Source organism: Tumebacillus algifaecis, assembly GCF_002243515.1.
GTDB lineage: Bacteria > Bacillota > Bacilli > Tumebacillales > Tumebacillaceae > Tumebacillus_A > Tumebacillus_A algifaecis.
Window position 1 is genome coordinate 1,396,431 of record NZ_CP022657.1, and the last position, 18,143, is coordinate 1,414,573.

The following is an 18,143-nucleotide window of genomic DNA, read 5'->3' on the forward strand; positions in this document are numbered from 1 at the left end:
ACGGCTGCTCTTCATTATTCCTCGACATGCATCTCCGAATCCTCGACTTCCGTGGGCAGCGGATGGTCAACGAGCCAGGATTCACCTGCGCTTTCACTGACGCTGAAACCTGTGCTGAAATGCCAGCTGGTAGGGTCAACCCTCATGGCTTGCAGGACACTGGGGACCATTTTGAGGCTGATCTCGGCACCAAAGTAATCCATGATTTTTTTATGAATGAAATTTTGGCGGATTCTGCCATCTAGTTTTTGTAAGACGACGGGCTGCCCGATGTCATGTTTCAATTTGGTATAGGTAAATTTTTTGCCAAGTTGGATCCATTCGGCCTTGCGTTGCCGATATGCTTCTTTGGCGATGGCTAGGCGTTTTTTGATATCGTCTTCGTTGAGCTTCCCGAGATTGTCTTTGTTTTGTACCATGAAGGATAAAGTGCCCGGATTCAGAGAGGGGTACGTAGCCTCGGCAAAGATGCTGACTTTATCGCGCCAGCCTTCTTTGTCATAGATATGCTCGGCGCTGTTCGAAGCGGTGAGGTCGAGCCAGGCGATGTCACCTCCGTCCTTTGTCGACCGAAGGACGAGGTCGGGGCGCGTGCCGCCGTAGGTGACCTGTGTGGCAACGGAGCATTTGGACGGGGGAGCAGGCTTAAACTCCGAACCTTCTGTACTCACCAACGACTCGATCACGTAGCCGAAAGTGGCGGCCATCAGATCGACTTTTTCATTGTTTAAGTATTTGTTCCATTTGGTGATCCAGAGTTGAGTATACCCGTCTAAATCAGCATACCCTCTGAGACTGGGAACGGAAATAACGTATTGGTAGGCACGCTGCACCGCCTTGTCATATTCATCGAAAAATGACTTGGCGCTTTTGATGTTGGCTTCGTTTTTCGTATTGTACTCTTCGCTCTCAAGGGCCCGCTGAAGCGTCTTGGCGGAGCTGCGTGCTTGTAGGTATTGCATTGTGGCTCGGTTGCCGAACGATTTTTGAAGCTGCATGATTGGAGCGGAAGGAGCAGCCTGTTTTGGGAGCGGGGCTGACTTCCCAAGGGGTGTAGCATTGGTTGTCGGGTGGGTTTGGCTAGTGCGCATCGGATTCGATTCGAACTCCTTATGCATTCGTTATCCACTACTTCGATATCGAGCTGTCGGTTCCCTTTTGGCGCAAGAGACAAGCCCATCAGTGTGGTTGGCGGAGGTGGCAGGCCGATCATCCGAGTTTTGGTGATCTGTTCGACTTCTTTGGCAGATCTGGTGACGTGGCTCCCCATGCGAAGACTATTTGCGTCGTTTCGTCTCACGGTCAGGAGTCAATGGTCAAGAAAAAGGCAACGAACAAAGTCAGCCGCATTCACGGCTGACTTTGTTCGTTTCCCGGAGAGCGTAGTCAATAAGGACATGATTTGCTAGAGCAGACTTCGCAAGAGCTGTAAATGTAGAAACGGTGAAAGGACACGGCATCACGTAGAGGCGAGAAGTGAACAATCGTATTCCGCAACAAGAATCCTTTCTATCCACATCGCCACAAAGCCGGAGTCGCCTCAACAGCAACCAACTGCGCGCTCGACCCTCTGTCTTCTTACGAAGAGGCCATCATTCGTTGATCGAGTTGCTCGAGCACCATGGGCCAGGACATTTCGTGGCGGTTCTTTGACTCCTCATCCGGAAACCCTGCGTGGGTAAGACGAAGTCGTGTTCCGTTTTCACTTGGCTCGAGTTCAACCGTTACGACCGTTTCCGTACCCTTTGTTCCCCCAGTTCCGGTGACCCATGTGAGTTCGACGAGTCGGTCTTGCTCGAGTCTCAAAAACCGTCCGTAATGTGGATGGCGTTGATCCTTGTAGACAGTTTCAAAGAAAAAGGCGGTGTTGACTTCCCCTTGCATGATGACGCTAGTAGGTGCCGCAAACCAGAGGCCGAATTGCTTCGTCCAAGCTTGGAACAGCTTGGCAGGCGCTGTATTCATTTGACGAGTCACCGTACAAGTGTGTGGCCTTGACGAAAGATCAGGGACAGAAACTGGCATACTCATGAAATCCTCAATCCTTTCTGTGGCAAGCTTCGATTGTGCGTTCCAAGGTTCTATCGAGACAACCCCAAAACGCTCTTTGTCTATTATAGCAATGTTGTTACTGCCGATGCGAAAGGTTCGCAAGCAACCAAGCTTGCTTGAAAAAAGGGTGACATGCGCAAGGAAAAGATACCTCGTTTTGCCTGACCCGCTTTATAAACAATTTTGGATCGCTTGTTCATAAAAATTGAAAAAGGAGCTTCTGTACGAGGGAGCGCTCTCCCCGAAGGTAGACCAAAGTCGTTTCCAAAAATCGCCTGATCAAACCGAAAAAGCCCGGAGGAGGTAATCGAATACCTCCGTTTTCTCCCAGATCACCGTATTTTGGTGCAGGGGGTTATTTTGGTGTCCGAAACTACTGCGGGGAAAATGCATTGCTGGAAATGAAAATTATTGAAACAGCAAGGCTAAACAAGTGGAGGTGACCAGGTTGGCCGAGCGATGCTCATGGCTGTTTGACCTTGTTTTCGAAATGGTTTTGGTCACGAAGGTAGTAGGGCGATTTTCGTCAACATCTCGATCTAGAGCTGTTGTTCAGATCGAACGTCAGATCGACCACCGATATCGATCATTCTGCACAGCAAAACAGATGGCCTGCGAAATGGCCATCTGTTTTGCTGTGCAGAATTAGTACATCACGGAAAGTTTGCCTGAAGCGGTGCCGCTTCCCGAGTTAGTTACCTTGATTTTGTAGGAACTGCCCTTGGTAACGGTGAAGTTTACAGCTTTACTTGATGTGTAGTTATAGTTTGAAACTGCGTTGCCGTCCTTTTCTAGGCTCACGGTGACGCTACCCGACAGATTATCGATTTGAACAGTCATCGTGGTGGAGCTTGCTGTAAATGTGTTGCCGCTGTTGACATACAGATAGTTTGCGACCGAGAAGCTGTTCGGACCGTAAGTGTCAACCTCTGGGTTGATGATGCCTTGGGACGTGTGGTTCACCGGTGCGGCCATAGCGGCAACTGGGAGTGTGCAGACGGACAGAGCGACAACAGCAGCGATAAGTGCTTTTTTCATTTCGAAACAACCTCCTTATATTTTGATTACAAATTTATTATATAATTATTGCTAGACTCGTGTTTTTTTGAATCCAGCAGATTGAGCTTGGTGAGCAGTAAGGACCTGTAAAAATCTGCTAGTTCCACGAGGGGGTATTCATTTATGAATACCTGCAACTTTCGTAAGTGCAATGAAAATAATGAATTGATTTTTATATTGAAAATTAAAAATATACTGATATAATTAGATAAAAGGAGGCGTTCTTACATGAAAAAACTCGTGACCTGTATTCTGGCGTTATCGTTGGCCGCGGTCCCCACAGTATCTGCTGTAGCGGCGGAGACTGGCAGTTCGAACCGTGCGAGTGCATTGATTGTAGCCCCGGAAGGCAGCGGCTCGACAAATCTCGGATTGTTGGGTGGCACGCAAGCACAGGTGAATGGTAGTGCCCTCAATGTTTCCTACGGGGGGAGTGTAACCGTTTCATTTGGCAACGTCCTCGACAGATTTGATCATTATACGACTTGGTCTTTTAAGGTTTGGCTGTACAATCAGACGACTGGACAGTCCACTGTCATCAAGCAGGTCAACAGTGGCGGGTTGGATAGCACGACCTTTAGCGACTTGCACAGCGGTGATTATCAGGTTTATGTACAAAACTCCACGTCAAAATTGCTGTTTTTTGATGTCAGTTATTCCTGGCTGTAGCGGAAAAATGTGATCTCCATAAATCGATACCTGTAAAGCGGGAGAATGAACTTGATTCTCTCGCTTTTCTTTTTGCCGCAAACATTCGCGGATCACGGACATTCAGGTGATCCACTCACTCGTTTGTCCATGATGAATCTGGATTTCGTCTATGGTCGAAGTGAAAAGGTCTCGATATAATCAAGTGAGAATTGTTATCAATTAGGTGAAGTGCATGCTTCGATGAGCTTGAGAGGAAGCTTGTGTCCAATGCATGATCGTCGAAGGCGTATTTCAAAAGCGATTCGCAAGTCGGAAAGGATCGGAGAGCGACCGAGAGGAGAAGCGAAACATGAGTTCGAGCCTTGCGCAGTTAATCAAAGAGCGACGTTCTGTCCACTCATTTGAAGATCGAGAGGTGCCGATCGATCTCGTCATGGAGATGTTGGAGACGGCGATCTGGGTGCCCAATTATCATCTGACACAACCGTGGCGCTTTATCATTAGTTCCGGTCAAGGAAAACGCACGATGGCAGAGGCGGTCCGCACGATAAAAGAAATGCGGGAATCCGACCCAGCCAAAAAGCAAGAGACCGGCGAGCGGTTCTATAGCCGGATTATGTCGCTGCCGATGATCATCACCGTCGTCATGCGAGAAAGCACCAATCTGATCACACGGGAAGAGGATTATGCTTCGACAAGTTGTGTGATACATAACTTGAGTCTGCTCGCTTGGGAGCAGGGGATCGGAATGGTCTGGGAGACCTATCCGTGGTTGTTAGAAGCTGTATTTCGCGAGGCGATGGGGATTCTGCCTGGTGAGAAAGTGCTAGGGAACCTGCACGTCGGCTATCCGAAACACATCCCCGCCGCCAAACCGCGCATTCCAGCTTCGGAGCGGATTACCCTGATGAAGTGATTGCCGCGATATCGCGTACTACTGGTGCTTTACTTGGCTGTGCACAGGGTTTAGCCGTTCTATGGTGTTTCAATCGACAGGTTGTTGTTCATACTGTCCGATAAGAGTCTGTCGTTTTTTGACGGACTTTTTTGATTGACATAAAAAGGGCAGAATGTTATAAAAAAATTACTGGCACTCATTGTGTTTGAGTGCTAACAAGACTTGCTGGAGAACGTTCACTATTCAAAGGGGAGAATTTGTATGGAAAAAAAGCAATTTCAAGCCGAATCCAAACGACTGTTGGAAATGATGATCAACTCCATCTATACGCAAAAAGAAATTTTTCTGCGGGAGTTGATCTCCAACGCAAGTGACGCGATCGACAAGATTTACTACAAAGCGTTGACCGACTCTGCGTTGGTCTTCGATAACGAAAGTTATATGATCAAGGTGGTTCCTGATAAGCAGAACCGGACGCTGACGATTCGCGATACTGGGATTGGGATGACCGCTGAAGAACTGGAAAACAATCTCGGTGTGATCGCCAAGAGCGGATCATTGGCGTTTAAGAAAGAACATGAATCGAAAGACGGACATGATTTGATCGGTCAATTTGGCGTCGGTTTCTATTCGGCTTTCATGGTGGCAGATGAGGTCACCGTTGTCAGCCGCGCTTTGGGCAGTGACCAAGCGTACAAATGGGAATCGACAGGTGCTGAGGGCTACACGATTGAGCCCGTGGAGCGAGCAGAAGTCGGCACCGAAATCGTATTGAAAATCAAAGAAAACACGGAAGACGAGAGCTATGAGGAGTTCTTGGAACCGTACCGATTGAAGTCGCTGGTCAAAAAGTACTCCGATTTCATCCGTTACCCGATCAAACTGGACTTTAGCGGCAAACGGTTGAAGGAAGGCAGCGAAACGGAAGTTGAAGAGTACCAAGAAGAACAGGTCGTCAACAGCATGGTACCGATCTGGCGCAAAAATAAAAATGAACTGACCACCGAGGATTATGAGAAGTTTTACGCGGAGAAGCATTACGGCTTCGATCAACCGGTCAAACATATTCATCTCAGCGTCGAAGGTGCTGTGACCTATCAGGCCATCCTGTTCATTCCGGAAACGACTCCGTTCAACTATTACACCAAGGAGTTTGAGAAGGGGCTGGAACTGTATTCGAACGGCGTCCTGATCATGAATAAATGTTCCGACCTGTTGCCCGACCACTTTGGATTTGTCAAAGGGATGGTCGATTCGGACAGCTTGTCGTTAAACATCTCCCGCGAAATGTTGCAGCATGACCGTCAATTGAAGCTGATCGCGAAAAACATCGCGGGTAAAATCAAGAGTCATCTGCTCAGCTTGTTGAAGGATGAGCGTGAAAAGTACGAGAAGTTCTATGAATCGTTTGGCAGACAATTGAAATATGGCGCGTACAGTGAATTTGGAGCCCAAAAAGACTCGCTGCAGGATTTGTTGCTGTTCGCTTCTTCGAAGGAGAAAAAACTGGTCACGCTTGACGAATACGTATCGAGAATGCCGGAAGATCAAGCGTACATTTATTACGCGACCGGCGAATCGATCGACAGAATCGACAAGCTCCCACAGACCGAACTTGTTCTCGACAAAGGGTATGAACTGTTGTATTTCACCGACGACATCGACGAATTTGCGATCAAGACGCTGATGAACTACAAGGACAAGCAATTTAAAAACGTTTCGAGCGGTGACTTGGGCATTGAGGCGGATGAAGATCAAGCTGAGCAAGAAACGCAGGAACATCAAGAGCTGTTCGATCACATGAAAGCTCAGCTGGCGGGGAAAGTGTCTGACGTCAGAGCTTCCAAGCGCCTGCGCAAGCATCCGGTCTGCTTGACTACAGACGGCGATGTGACGATCGATATGGAAAAAATCTTGAACGCCATGCCGAACAGCTCCAATGTGAAAGCGAACAAAGTGTTGGAGATCAATCCTCAGCACGACGTGTTCCAATCGCTGAAGGCCGCTTATGAGCAAGATAAGGAGAAGGTGAACCTCTATACGTCCTTGCTCTACAACCAAGCCCTGCTGATCGAAGGATTGCCAGTCGAGGACCCAGTGGAATTTACCAACGAAATCTGCAAGATTATGGTGTAAGTCCCGCAACGGTTGGTGATGCCGGGCGAATCGTCATAAAACCTGTTGCAGGCCAACATGATGCAAACACCATACTTAGATGTCCTTCCTTTTTACGAACACAACGAGATGAACGGCTTCATGTTCGCAGAGCAACCTCAAGCGAGTAGCGCATCTCTTTCGATTGGATCGGGGCATTGCTGTAGAAGCGAAAATTCTCATCAAGTGATTGGGGACAGGAAGACGCAGGGGTTGCCCTGGCGTCTTCCTGTTATCCATGACCATTTGTTTAGCCGACAAAAATGAAAGCTGTAACTGCTCACTTTCCGATTCGGAGAACATGAGCAGTTACAGCTTTCGTTTGTTACTGACGGTGACGGAAGAGACAACTTGGGAACTGTCTAGACCTCAGTTGATCGTAAGTGAAGTTGCTTCGTTTACTGGTGCGGAGTTGGCTGTGTGAGCATCTTTTGGTGTGATCATCCTTCATTGATAAACGTGCCACCTCGTTCGATGATTATCCCTGCCGCACCATATGTCGTGTCGCTACCCGATTGGTCGGAGTTGTTCTCCGCAGGGCTGCTCGCATTTTCTTCGCCTTTGATGCGGAAATACTTGCCGATCAAGGAGCCGGAGTTGAGCGGTGCTTTGAAAATGTTCCAGCGCCCGGCAGTTTGAGATTTTTTGTAGTTGATGTAGTAGGTGGAGCGCCAGCCGTTGAAGGCATGGCGGTTGGTCGCGCTGTCGAGCGGCCAGAAATTGTCGATCACATCGTTCCCGCCAAAGCCTAAATCGCGCACGTGATCCCCGTCCTCGCCGTGTGCAGATAGATCATACCCGAGCGAGGCGAGAACTCGGTTGTAATCCTGTTGGTTGGTGCGGGTTTTGCCGTGTTTTGGCGTGTTGGGCCAGACCGTGCCGACCCCTGCCCTGTTGGCAGCATTGACGCCAAAGGTATAGGAGTTTCCATGTTGGTCATCAACGGCCTGATTCGCCGCAAAGGGATTGAGCACGACTTGAGCTGCGGGTAGCCCACCGCTGTAATCATCGACGGTGATCGCACCATAGGAGGCTTGCGGTTTGTACCAGATGATCGGAATCGGATCTCCTGCCGTTCCAGTGTGGTAGCGGACCGTATTAGCGCTGGCTCCCGTCGCATCGGTGCCCAATTCAACGATCGGCATTTTGGCACCGAGTACCTCAGCTACGACGGTAGAATTGATTCGAACTGCTATGCCAATGTATTTGTGGATGGCCGCTTTTTCGGTGTGTCTTTCGATGGTGAGCCTGCGTGATACCGTATGCAGCTCCTTTTCTAATCGATCAAGTTCAAGGAGAATTGTCTCATAGCGATCTTCATCATCCAGGCGGGCTTTTCGCTTTTCTGTCTTCTTTTGATCGATTTTGCGATCAAGTCTGTTAAAATCTGATTCCCACAGCTTACGTGATTTGGTGGCATTCTTCGTCACGTTATGTTGGTGGGTCAGTGCAGGGTCGAGCAGATTGAGACGCCGTAAATCATGATGAATGGTGTGGATCTCTTCCCAGATAGAGGAGACGCCAATTTCTACCTCTTCTCCGACTTTTTTGTATTCGATCGTGTGTGGATCACCGGCAACTGAAATTGGCTCCGCATCGGCCAGTGTGAGTTCTTCAGCCGACGGGCGCTCGGCATCGACCAGCTCTTCGTCCGGTTCTGCCTCGCTTGCCTCCGACATTTGGGCTGTCGCGCGCAGCAGTTGTAGCACCGCCCGGTTACCGACAGTGCGTTGCAATTGTAAAATGTCTGTTCTGGAAAGTGCGTTGGGTGCTACTTGTGCGCGTTGTAGGAGGGTAGCTGGAGTAGCGTGTGCGGAACGTGGAGATTCTGGCGCTTTTGTCGATTCAGAGGTGTTGGTTGGTTGTGGATTACGATGTTCCTGGTGGTCCATCATCTTGAACAATTCCTCCTATGAAAAGCCAGTTAGCGGGATTTACTCGGTATCGCGGCGATGATTTTTAGCAAGAGCCAGTATGTTGCGCCGCCGAGGATATACATCACCAGATCGATCGGGTCGCTGGTGCCAACCGTTGCCAGCAATGGGAGTAGATATTCCCAAACGATTCCGATCAGCAAGGTCAACAACAGGCAGGAGCGCAAGGTAACGATTCTGAAGGTGCGGAAGATCGGAAGGAGCGAGAGCAGGAGGTTCAGAAAGGGAATGAACGCCCAGATAATCAGGATATCGTTGAGATGGCCATGGATGAAAGGGTTGTCTGTCACCGCTTTGATCAGAATTTCATTGATCAGAAAAAGCGCGCTGCCGATGATCAACAGCAGCAGTTGTATCGCTGGAGAACCAAGGCGGGTGCCCATTTTTTTCTCGTGCTGAGCTACGCGGGGAGGTAACAGATTCAAGTCGGTCACTCCTTTTGCTTGATGCTTCTTATCGTATCAGAAACGCGTAACATCGACCATCTATGGTTGCATAGTTGTACCAGTTCGCGCAAAATAAGAGGGAAAGAATTGAAGGAAAGGTGGCTGAGAGCATGATTATCATTCATGCCTATCTGGTCGTTGACCCAAAGCACCGTGAGGAGTTTCTCACGCTGTCGAAATCAATTGTGGAAGGCTCGCAAGCAGAGGAAGGCAACATCACCTACCGTTTGTTCGAAGAGTCGGATCAGCCCAATTCATTTGTGATTGTGGAGCGCTGGAAGGATCAAGCGGCGGTAGACTTCCACAACCAGACCGCTCATTTTCTAAACTTTGTCGGCCAGGTGCCCGCTTTGGTGCTCGAACCGGTGAATGCAGAAGTTTATGAAGTGGTAGACAACTAGTCGTTTTCCTTTTGGATCGTGTAAGCCCGCCCTTTTCATGCGGAGAGGGGTCGGGCTTTTCGTGTTTTCATAGCCATGTGATCACACATGGAAAAACCCGCGAGTTGAACGCGGGTTATGGTGAGTCGAAAACTTTTTGATCGCGCGCCGCGCCAAGTCCGGCTCCAAGCAATGCGACATTGGACAGAAGTAGCACGAGCAGTGAAGCTGTCCAAGCGTGCGTCAGATCATGTAAGAAACCGAACAGGAACGGCCCGCAGGCTGCGAGCAGGTAGCCGACAGACTGTGCCATTCCGGACAGATCGGCTGCGACGCGGGCATTTGGTGCGCGCAGGGCGAGAAAGGTGAGTGCAAGTGAGATGCTCGCCCCTTGCCCGAGGCCGAGCAGGAGGATCCACAGCATGAGCAGTGAGTTGCCAGCCCACAGCAAGCCGCCATATCCAATAAAAAATACGGTGACCATCGCTGTGACGAGACCGCGTTGGCTCTTGCGGCGTCCGGCCAGCACAGGGACGAAAAATGTCGCTGGCAAACTGACGAGCTGCATCAAGGAAACCATCCATCCAGCAGTTGTTTCGCTAATGCCTCTGCTGTGCAAGAGCTCGGGAAGCCAAGCGACCGCAGCAAAAAAGGCAAAAGATTGCAAGCCCATGAACAAAGTCACTTGCCAAGCCAGCGCGGATTTGAAGAGTCTGGTGTCACGAGGCGTTGATCTACTTGGCTCCGTAGCATCGGTAGGGAGTGGTCGCACTTGCGGATACCAAATGAACAGGGCGACGATTGCAAGCAGTGCCCAGCACATCAACGACAATCGCCAGCCGAGCTCCAAGCCCTCCGATAAGGGCACGCTCAGGCCAGAACCGAGTGAGGCAAAAGCGCACATCGCCAGCGTGTAGAGCCCGGTCATCAAGCCGACCCGGTGCTGGAAATCTCGTTTGATCAGACTGGGGAGCAAGACGTTGCCGATGGCGATCGCAAAGCCGATCAGCGCAGTCCCGACAAACAAGGCGGCTACAGAGGGGACGGAGCGCAAGATAATCCCCGCCGCTAACAGTGCGATGCCAGCAAACAGCGTATTTTCAGTTCCGATGCGGCGTGCGATTTTTGGAGCAAGCGGTGACAGGGCTGCAAAGGCAAGGAGCGGGAGCGTCGTCAACAACCCGGCGATCGTGTTCGACAGGCCCGTGTCCGCCCGAATTGCACCGATCAACGGTCCGACGCCTGTGATCGCACCCCGTAAATTGGCGGCGATGAACACAATCCCGAGGATCAGCAGCAGTCCTACTTTTTTCGAGTATACGTTTGGATTCATAATGGCCTCACATCTTTGCATGATATACAACTAAACGTACCATAGATGTTCACGTTTGTAACGATATGTTAAAATATAGAAATTAATCTAGGGGAGGTACGGCGAGCGCGACCCCAAGCCGATTCAGGACATTGCAATAGAGTACTGCAAGCGCATCAAAGGCTCCCGCTTTGAGTGGATCGAAAACGTAGGCATTTTGCCGAATTTGGAAGAACTTGATCGCTATCAGGAGCTAATTTTCGATTTTTTAGCAGAAATCGGCGTTTGAAAATGTCCAGACGCTGGTGCCCAGAAAAATGAATTTGAAGTAGCAAGAGGTTTCCGATCTGCGGGAAGCCTCTTTTTATTAAATTGAGCATCTATTTCGTCTATTTGATTTAGTGGTTGACAGCATGCAGGTTATCCAATAGAATCACTTCAACGCTTTTATGCATATGTGCTTTTATGTGGTGAAGTGCGACAGTGTGAGAAAAGGGAGAGAAGACAAGTGTGGAAAAAATTGTTGGTGGCGTCACTAAGCCTCGCCATGCTGACCGCATGCGGGCCGATGGAAGGCGCGGTGAAGATTGGGATTACGCAATTGGTTGAGCATCCGTCGCTCGATGAGTCGCGCGAGGGGTTTGTCGCAGCGCTGAAAGATGCTGGCTATGAGAAAGGTGTCAATCTGGAGCTCGATATTCAGAATGCACAAGGCGATCTGTCCACCAATGCGATGATCGCGCAGAAGTTTGCGGCGGAAGGGAAGGATTTGGTGTTTGCCATCTCCACGCCGAGTGCGCAGGCGGCCGCGACGGCGATCAAAGACAAGCCGATCCTCTTTACGGCGGTTACCGACCCAGTCGGGGCAAAGCTGGTCAAGAGCTTGGAGGAGCCGAACAAAAACGTGACAGGCACATCGGACACGCACCCGCAAGCGGCTCAAAAGATGGTCGAGAGCCTAAAGCAATTCTTCCCGCAGGCGCGCAACGTCGGCATCATCTACAACTCTGGCGAGCAAAACGCGGTCGTGTCTGTAGAAGCAACGAAAGGGGAACTGGAGCGAGCGGGACTTCATGCGGTTCTTGTCACCGTCTCCAATTCTTCAGAGGTGAAGCAAGCGGCCGATTCGCTGGTAGGGCGTAGCGATGTGCTGTACGTGCCGAAAGACAACACGGTCGTCTCAGCGATCGAAGCGGTGGTCAAGGTCGCAAATGAAAATCATCTGCCGCTCTTCGTCTCCGAGTCTGATTCACTGAAGCGAGGTGGTTTTGCCGGGTTTATGATGGACTACTACCAACTGGGTTATCAGACGGGTGAGATGGCGGTGGAAATTTTGAAAAATGGCAAACGGCCCAATCAACTCCCGGTCGGACTACCGCAGGAGTTGACGCTTGGGATCAATGAGAAGGCGGCAAAGGCGCAAGGGATTGAAATCACAGACGTGATGAGGAAAAATTCCAAACTGCTGCCCAATTCACAGTAGAGAAAAGGGGTTGTGACGATGGTATTCGCTCTGCTCGGCTCGATTGAATCAGGACTTATCTTCGCATTTATGGCGCTCGGTGTGTATCTGACTTTTCGGATCTTAGATTTTCCCGATCTGACGGTAGATGGCAGTTTTACAGCGGGGGGCGCAGCGGCGGCGACGCTGTTGGCAGCCGGATACCATCCGTTGCTCTCCACGGTGGTCGCAGTAGCGGTTGGCATCCTTGCGGGAAGCGTGACCGGACTCTTGCATACGAAGGGCAAGATCAACCCGCTTTTGGCCGGGATTTTGACGATGATCGCGCTGTACTCGGTCAACTTGCGCATCATGGGACGGGCCAACGTACCGTTGCTCAATGAAGAGACCTTGGTGACAAAAGTGAATGCGACGCTCGTGAATGTGCTAGGTGATCTGTCGCTTGCGGCAGTGATGGTTGTAGCCGTGGTGGTGGTCAAGTTGGGAGTGGATTGGTTCTTGCGCACCGAAAAGGGGCTGATGCTACGAGCGACTGGCGACAACGAACGGATGATTCGCAGCTTCGGCGCGAATACGGACGGGGCAAAAGTGCTAGGGCTCGCCCTTTCCAATGGTTTGGTTGCGCTGGCTGGCGCTTTGATGGCGCAGTATCAAGGGTTTGCCGATGTATCGATGGGAATTGGGATGATCGTGATCGGGCTGGCGTCGGTGATCATCGGTGAGGCGATCTTTGGTCGTTCAAGCATCGCACGGGCGACGGCGGCGGTGATTGGCGGGGCGATCTTGTATCGGCTGATCGTGGCGTTTGCGTTGCAGGCTGGCGTGAATCCGTCCGATTTGAAATTGATCACAGCGCTGATTGTCATCTTCGCGCTGATCTCGCCGAAGACACTTCAGACGTGGAAAGCAAAATCGGGCAAAAAGCGCCGTCACAGTTCAGGAGGTGAATCGCATGTTGAAGCTTGAGGGGGTTCGCAAAGTGTTCAATGAGGGCTCTCCCGATCAAAAAGTCGCGTTGGACCATCTCGATCTGACGCTTCAGCCAGGTGATTTTGTGACGATCATCGGAAGCAATGGAGCGGGGAAGTCAACGCTGATGAACATGATCTCCGGTGTGCTCAGACCGGACGCTGGAACGATCGAAATCGACGGCCAGTCGGCCACTCATCTTCCTGAACACAGGCGTGCGCAAGTGATCGGGCGCGTGTTTCAAGACCCGATGGCAGGCACAGCTCCTTCGATGACGATAGAGGAAAATCTGGCCATCGCCTACTCGCGCAAGGAACGGCGCACGCTGCGGATCGGGGTCAGCAGAAAGCGCAAGGAGCTGTTTCGCGAGTTGCTGGCCGATTTGAACCTCGGTCTCGAACAGCGACTTTCCGCCAAGGCGGGATTGCTATCCGGTGGTGAACGCCAGGCATTGAGTTTGTTGATGGCTTCGTTTACCGATCCAAAAGTTTTGCTGCTCGATGAGCACACCGCCGCGCTCGATCCGGCGCGGGCGCAGGTGGTGACCGATTTAACACGAGAGATTGTGGAGCGTAAACGGTTGACCACTTTGATGGTCACACACAACATGCAACAAGCGCTCGATCTGGGCAACCGCCTCCTGATGATGGATCAAGGGCGGATCATTTTGGACGTGCCGAGTGCAGACAAGCTGAAATTGACGGTGCCCGACTTGCTGGCCGAATTTGAGCGAATCCGCGGCGAGAAGCTGGTGAGTGACCGGGTGGTGTTGGGATAGAGAAAGGCTCTCCTCGACGAGGAGAGCCTTCTGTATTGCGGGCGGTCAGTTTTGGAACGTGTTCTGGTCATGCACGAGCAGCCAATTCCCGTCATGTTGCTGGAAGATGAGCGAGAGGTAATATTGCTTCTCGTAAGGTTGACCTTGTGGATCGAGGTCTTTGTACAACACGTTGAGCAGAGCGACGCTCATTTCGGAAGTGACGACCGTTTTCAGAATCTCACACTCCATCGACCAGTCTGGGTCGGAGAACCAGTTTTGGTGAAACGTTTCGAACTCTTGGCGATCGTTGATAAACTTCCCGTTCGGCAGGATTAACGAGATGTTGTCCTTCTGCACGGTTGACAAGAACGCGGTCAGATTTTTTCCGGTGATCGCGTCCAAATGATTTTGCAAAGCGTCTTTAAATTCCAATTGATATTCCTCCCAAGATGTATTCGATGCACGGAGCGTTCTCGAAAGACGATGTTTCAGTTCGCATCGGTCATCCCTCCTTCACAAAAATCTAGTGCCCTTAGCATACCATATTTTCTTAATTATCATTAAAAAAGGAAGAGTGGCTTTTTTCGACCACCAAATTGGCTCTTTAGTAAGGACATCTTCCCCTGTATGATGAGAGCAAATCGAAAGGAAAAACGGAGGGTACAAATGAAAACGATCGGGTTGCTTGGCGGGATGAGTTGGGAGTCAACAGTTGTCTATTATCAGTTGCTCAATACGCTGGTGCGAGACAAGCTGGGCGGGCTAAATTCGGCAAAAGTGCTGATGCACAGCTTTAATTTTGAGGAGATTGCAGTTTGTCAGAGAGCGGGCGATTGGCAAAAAGCGACCGAGATTTTGCTCGGTGCAGCCCGTAACTTAGAAGCGAGCGGAGCGGACTTGCTGCTGATCTGCACCAATACGATGCACACATTGGCACCAGAAATTCAAGCGGGAATCAACACCCCACTGCTGCATATCGCCGATGTCACAGCAGCAGCTTTGCTCGAACAAGGCGTGCAGAAAGCGGCGTTGCTCGGCACCCGCTACACGATGGAGCAAGAGTTTTATCGCGAACGTTTGAAAGGGCATGGGGTGGAAGTTGTCATTCCGGGTCAGGTCGAACGGCAGGATGTGCATGACATCATTTTTGACGAGTTGTGCCAAGGGGTGGTCAAGGACGTGTCTCGCAAACGGTACCGTGAAATCATGGCGCGGTTGACGGAGGAACACGGGGTAGAAGGGATCATTTTGGGCTGCACGGAGATCCAACTGTTGGTACAGCCAGACGATGCGCAGGTGCCGCTGTTTGACACCACATACCTCCATGCCAAAAAAGCGATTGAGTTGGCTCTGAGCTAATAAGAAGACCGATGCCGTGAGGGCATCGGTCTTTGCTGGTTATAGAAGTGAAGACAAGATTCGCATGCCCTGTTCGATGCCAGCTTCTGTTTCGTGGCTGTAGCAAAGCCTGATGAACGGCTGTTCGGTCTCGCGGGGCAGGAACATGTCGCCGGTGGCGAAGACAACATTTTGCTCGATCGCTTTTTGCAGCAGTTCTTTTGGGCTGACCTGCTCGGGCAGCGAGACCCAGTAGTAAAAACCGCCTGTGGGCGTCATATAGGAAATGCCTTTCGGAATCAGTTGGCGCAGATGCTCGTCCATCACCGCAGCTTGGCGCTGGTAATGGCAACGTGCTTCCTGGAGGTGATCTTGAAACGCCCCTTTTTGCAAATAGGACCAGAGCGCGTGTTGGACGAACGTGTTGGTGGAGATCGATAGCTCTTTGTAGCGGGTCAACCGTTCCATAAACGGGCGGTTTGCCGCCACCCAGCCGAGGCGCAGGCCGGGGAAGAGCACTTTGGAAAAGGTGTTGATATAGATCACGTTGCCTTGGCGATCCAGCGCTTTTAGCGGTGGCGGCGGTTCCTGATTGAAGTGCAGATGGCGGTAGGCGTCATCTTCGACAATCGGGATGGCATGTTTTTCGCTGAGCGCGAGCAATTGCTGGCGGCGAGCTTCTGACAAAATGGTTCCGGTCGGATTGTGAAAAGTCGGTACGGTATAAATAAAGCGCGGACGCGAGCGGGACAGGATGCCTTCCAGCACGTCGATGCGCATGCCTTCGTTATCGACGGGGACCGGAATCAGGTGCAGACCGAGCGATTGAAAGAGATGCAAAGCGCCAAAGTAGGTCGGCATCTCGACGGCGATCGAGTCGCCAGGATTGGCCAAGATCGCCGTCGTCATCTGCAGGGCTTCCTGTGAACCGCTGGTGATCATCACCTGGGAGGGCTCAGTGATCTGCTCACAGCCCATCCATTCTGCGATCCAACTGCGCAGTTCGGGTAGACCTTGCACGGGGAAGAGGTAGTCCGCTTCGGACGTCTCCAAAATGTGCAACGGATCGATCCCTTTGGCAAATTGGGCCTTGAGCCGCGTGTGGTTGCCCCCTTCGCCAAACGCGAAGTTCAGTGCTGAGCGCGTGCCGACCAAAGCGTGTAATTCGGTCATCAAAGATGGTGCAGAAAGTGCGGAGCCGCCGGGCAGACTGTCTTTCCAATGCAGTCTAGGCAGTGCGGATGGCGGCGGCAACGCTTGAACGTAGCGGCCACTGCCGACGCGGGAATAGATCAACTCTTCCGTTTCCAGATCGGCATAGGCGTGGACGATCGTGTTACGCGACACACCCCATTCCTCGGCCAGTTTCCGTTCTGGTGGCAATTTGCTGCCGATCGGCCAATCACCGCTGAGGATTTGATAGCGCAGTCGATGGTAGACTGTTTGATAAAGTGTTTTGCGCTGCATACCGATCCCCTTCCCCGTTCTTGAAAAATCTTCTCCTCTCTTTATAGTGAATCTTTCGCAAATTGAAAAGAGCCAATTGCCCTCAAAAGAGGGGCCAGATCGAAACAAAAGACCCGCACGGTAGGTGTGAAGGTCTTTTGGTTCACTTTGCTTACTTTTTCGCTACTTGTTGAATCAGGTTGAAAATCAGTTCGACCGCGTTTGCGGAGTTGCTTTGGTTCATGGCGGCAACAAATTGGGTTTGCTGGCCATACGTCTCGTTCACAGCTGTGAGCAGAGTGTCTGAAGTCAGATCTTCTTCGAAGAGCACGCGGCTGTAGCCTTGTTTTTCAAAAGAGCGAGCGTTTAATATCTGGTCGCCGCGGCTGGCCGCTCGGCTGAGCGGAATCAGCAGGTGCGCCTTCTTCAGGGCCAGGAATTCGAAGATGGCGTTGGCTCCGGCCCGCGAGATGAACAGATCGGTCATCGCAAACAGGTCGGGAAGTTCGCTGTTGACATATTCGAATTGTCGGTAGCCAGCGCGCCCTTCTAGCTGCGGATCAAGATTGCCTTTGCCGCAGAGATGGACGATCTGAAAATGCTGGAGCAGCGCGTCGAGGTTGGCCCGCAGCGCCTCGTTGATCTTGGTGGAGCCAAGCGAGCCGCCCATGGCGAGAATGATCGGTTTGCCGTTTGAAAAGCCACAGAATTCGCGGCCTTTTTGGGCATCACCTTGCAGGATCTCACCGCGGATCGGGGAGCCTGTGTGAACCGCCTTTTGCGAGTCGAGGTGTTGCAGCGTCTCCGGAAAGGTGACGCATACTCTGTTCGCGAATGGTGCGCAGAGCTTGTTGGCAAGCCCTGGCGTCAAGTCGGACTCATGAATCACGACCGGAATGCGGTTCAGCCATGCGGCGATGACGACCGGAACGGCGACGAAGCCCCCTTTGGAAAATACGGCCTGGGGCTTGATCCGGCGCAACAGGCGGTACGCTTGCACCGTGCCTTGAAGAACGCGAAACGGATCTTTAAAGTTTTTCAAATCGAAGTAGCGGCGGAGCTTGCCGACGGCGATGCCATGGTAAGGCAGTCCCGTTTCGGCGATGATCTCCCGCTCGATTCCATCATGGGAGCCAATGTATTCAATTTCCCAACCGGCTTGTGCAAGTTTTGGCAAGAGGGCGAGATTTCCTGTGACATGCCCGGCCGAGCCTCCACCAGTCAAGACGAGTTTTTTCATGACTCATTCACCTCAAACTAGATCTATGTATGAGCCATTATA

Annotated in this window: 17 protein-coding genes; 8 read left to right on the plus strand and 9 right to left on the minus strand. The window is 51.3% G+C overall.

The window, feature by feature from the left end; all coding sequences use genetic code 11:
- Positions 1–14 precede the first annotated feature (14 nt).
- The 3 genes from CIG75_RS06450 to CIG75_RS06460 all read right to left on the minus strand — a co-directional run bounded on the left by CIG75_RS06450 (position 15) and on the right by CIG75_RS06460 (position 3,090).
- Positions 15–1,091 carry a hypothetical protein gene (locus CIG75_RS06450; RefSeq protein ID WP_172844421.1) on the minus strand — a complete coding sequence of 359 codons (1,077 nt, stop codon included), beginning with the start codon at positions 1,089–1,091 and terminating at the stop codon, positions 15–17.
- 487 nt (positions 1,092–1,578) lie between these two features.
- Positions 1,579–2,031 carry an SRPBCC family protein gene (locus CIG75_RS06455; protein ID WP_094238354.1) on the minus strand — a complete coding sequence of 151 codons (453 nt, stop codon included), beginning with the start codon at positions 2,029–2,031 and terminating at the stop codon, positions 1,579–1,581.
- A gap of 666 nt (positions 2,032–2,697) precedes the next feature.
- Positions 2,698–3,090, minus strand: coding sequence for a hypothetical protein (locus tag CIG75_RS06460; protein ID WP_094235897.1), 393 nt, complete (start codon positions 3,088–3,090; stop codon positions 2,698–2,700).
- A 249-nt stretch (positions 3,091–3,339) separates the two neighbouring features.
- Between CIG75_RS06460 and CIG75_RS06465 the strand changes: the two genes are divergently transcribed.
- The 3 genes from CIG75_RS06465 (at position 3,340) to htpG (ending at position 6,796) form a co-directional block, all read left to right on the plus strand.
- Complete coding sequence (locus tag CIG75_RS06465; protein WP_094235898.1) at positions 3,340–3,780, plus strand: hypothetical protein; 441 nt, start codon at positions 3,340–3,342, stop codon at positions 3,778–3,780.
- Between the two features lie 331 nt (positions 3,781–4,111).
- A complete protein-coding gene (locus tag CIG75_RS06470) occupies positions 4,112–4,678 on the plus strand; it encodes a nitroreductase family protein (RefSeq protein WP_094238355.1) in 567 nt (188 codons plus the stop codon).
- Between the two features lie 243 nt (positions 4,679–4,921).
- On the plus strand, positions 4,922–6,796 hold the full coding sequence (gene htpG / locus CIG75_RS06475) for a molecular chaperone HtpG (RefSeq protein ID WP_094235899.1): 1,875 nt from the start codon (positions 4,922–4,924) through the stop codon (positions 6,794–6,796).
- Between the two features lie 458 nt (positions 6,797–7,254).
- Here the strand turns inward: htpG and CIG75_RS06480 are convergent, their stop codons facing one another.
- Entirely contained in the window at positions 7,255–8,709 is a 1,455-nt protein-coding gene (locus tag CIG75_RS06480; protein ID WP_094235900.1) for a hypothetical protein, read from the minus strand.
- 29 nt (positions 8,710–8,738) lie between these two features.
- Positions 8,739–9,173 carry a hypothetical protein gene (locus CIG75_RS06485; RefSeq protein ID WP_094235901.1) on the minus strand — a complete coding sequence of 145 codons (435 nt, stop codon included), beginning with the start codon at positions 9,171–9,173 and terminating at the stop codon, positions 8,739–8,741.
- Positions 9,174–9,304: 131 nt separating this feature from the next.
- Here CIG75_RS06485 and CIG75_RS06490 point away from each other — a divergent pair, with 131 nt between their 5' ends.
- On the plus strand, positions 9,305–9,595 hold the full coding sequence (locus tag CIG75_RS06490) for a putative quinol monooxygenase (RefSeq protein WP_094235902.1): 291 nt from the start codon (positions 9,305–9,307) through the stop codon (positions 9,593–9,595).
- 115 nt (positions 9,596–9,710) lie between these two features.
- Here the strand turns inward: CIG75_RS06490 and CIG75_RS06495 are convergent, their stop codons facing one another.
- On the minus strand, positions 9,711–10,907 hold the full coding sequence (locus CIG75_RS06495) for a CynX/NimT family MFS transporter (RefSeq protein WP_094235903.1): 1,197 nt from the start codon (positions 10,905–10,907) through the stop codon (positions 9,711–9,713).
- 526 nt (positions 10,908–11,433) lie between these two features.
- Between CIG75_RS06495 and CIG75_RS06500 the strand changes: the two genes are divergently transcribed.
- The 3 genes from CIG75_RS06500 to CIG75_RS06510 are packed head-to-tail and all read left to right on the plus strand — an operon-like array spanning position 11,434 to position 14,095.
- Positions 11,434–12,369 (plus strand): ABC transporter substrate-binding protein, encoded by a 936-nt coding sequence (locus CIG75_RS06500; RefSeq protein ID WP_094238356.1) that lies wholly within the window; start codon positions 11,434–11,436, stop codon positions 12,367–12,369.
- An 18-nt stretch (positions 12,370–12,387) separates the two neighbouring features.
- The gene (locus CIG75_RS06505) at positions 12,388–13,314 is read left to right on the plus strand and encodes an ABC transporter permease (protein ID WP_094235904.1); all 927 of its coding nucleotides are present in this window, start codon (positions 12,388–12,390) and stop codon (positions 13,312–13,314) included.
- Complete coding sequence (locus CIG75_RS06510) at positions 13,301–14,095, plus strand: ABC transporter ATP-binding protein (RefSeq protein WP_094235905.1); 795 nt, start codon at positions 13,301–13,303, stop codon at positions 14,093–14,095. Before CIG75_RS06505 ends, CIG75_RS06510 begins: the two co-directional genes overlap by 14 nt.
- A 45-nt stretch (positions 14,096–14,140) precedes the next feature.
- Here the strand turns inward: CIG75_RS06510 and CIG75_RS06515 are convergent, their stop codons facing one another.
- A complete protein-coding gene (locus CIG75_RS06515) occupies positions 14,141–14,509 on the minus strand; it encodes a YybH family protein (protein WP_157729421.1) in 369 nt (122 codons plus the stop codon).
- 234 nt (positions 14,510–14,743) lie between these two features.
- On the opposite strand from CIG75_RS06515, the gene CIG75_RS06520 reads away from it, so the two are divergent.
- On the plus strand, positions 14,744–15,436 hold the full coding sequence (locus CIG75_RS06520) for an aspartate/glutamate racemase family protein (RefSeq protein WP_094235907.1): 693 nt from the start codon (positions 14,744–14,746) through the stop codon (positions 15,434–15,436).
- A gap of 39 nt (positions 15,437–15,475) precedes the next feature.
- Here the strand turns inward: CIG75_RS06520 and pdxR are convergent, their stop codons facing one another.
- Both pdxR and CIG75_RS06530 read right to left on the minus strand, forming a co-directional pair.
- Complete coding sequence (gene pdxR, locus CIG75_RS06525; RefSeq protein WP_094235908.1) at positions 15,476–16,882, minus strand: MocR-like pyridoxine biosynthesis transcription factor PdxR; 1,407 nt, start codon at positions 16,880–16,882, stop codon at positions 15,476–15,478.
- 151 nt (positions 16,883–17,033) lie between these two features.
- On the minus strand, positions 17,034–18,101 hold the full coding sequence (locus CIG75_RS06530; RefSeq protein ID WP_094235909.1) for an undecaprenyldiphospho-muramoylpentapeptide beta-N-acetylglucosaminyltransferase: 1,068 nt from the start codon (positions 18,099–18,101) through the stop codon (positions 17,034–17,036).
- Positions 18,102–18,143 lie beyond the last annotated feature (42 nt).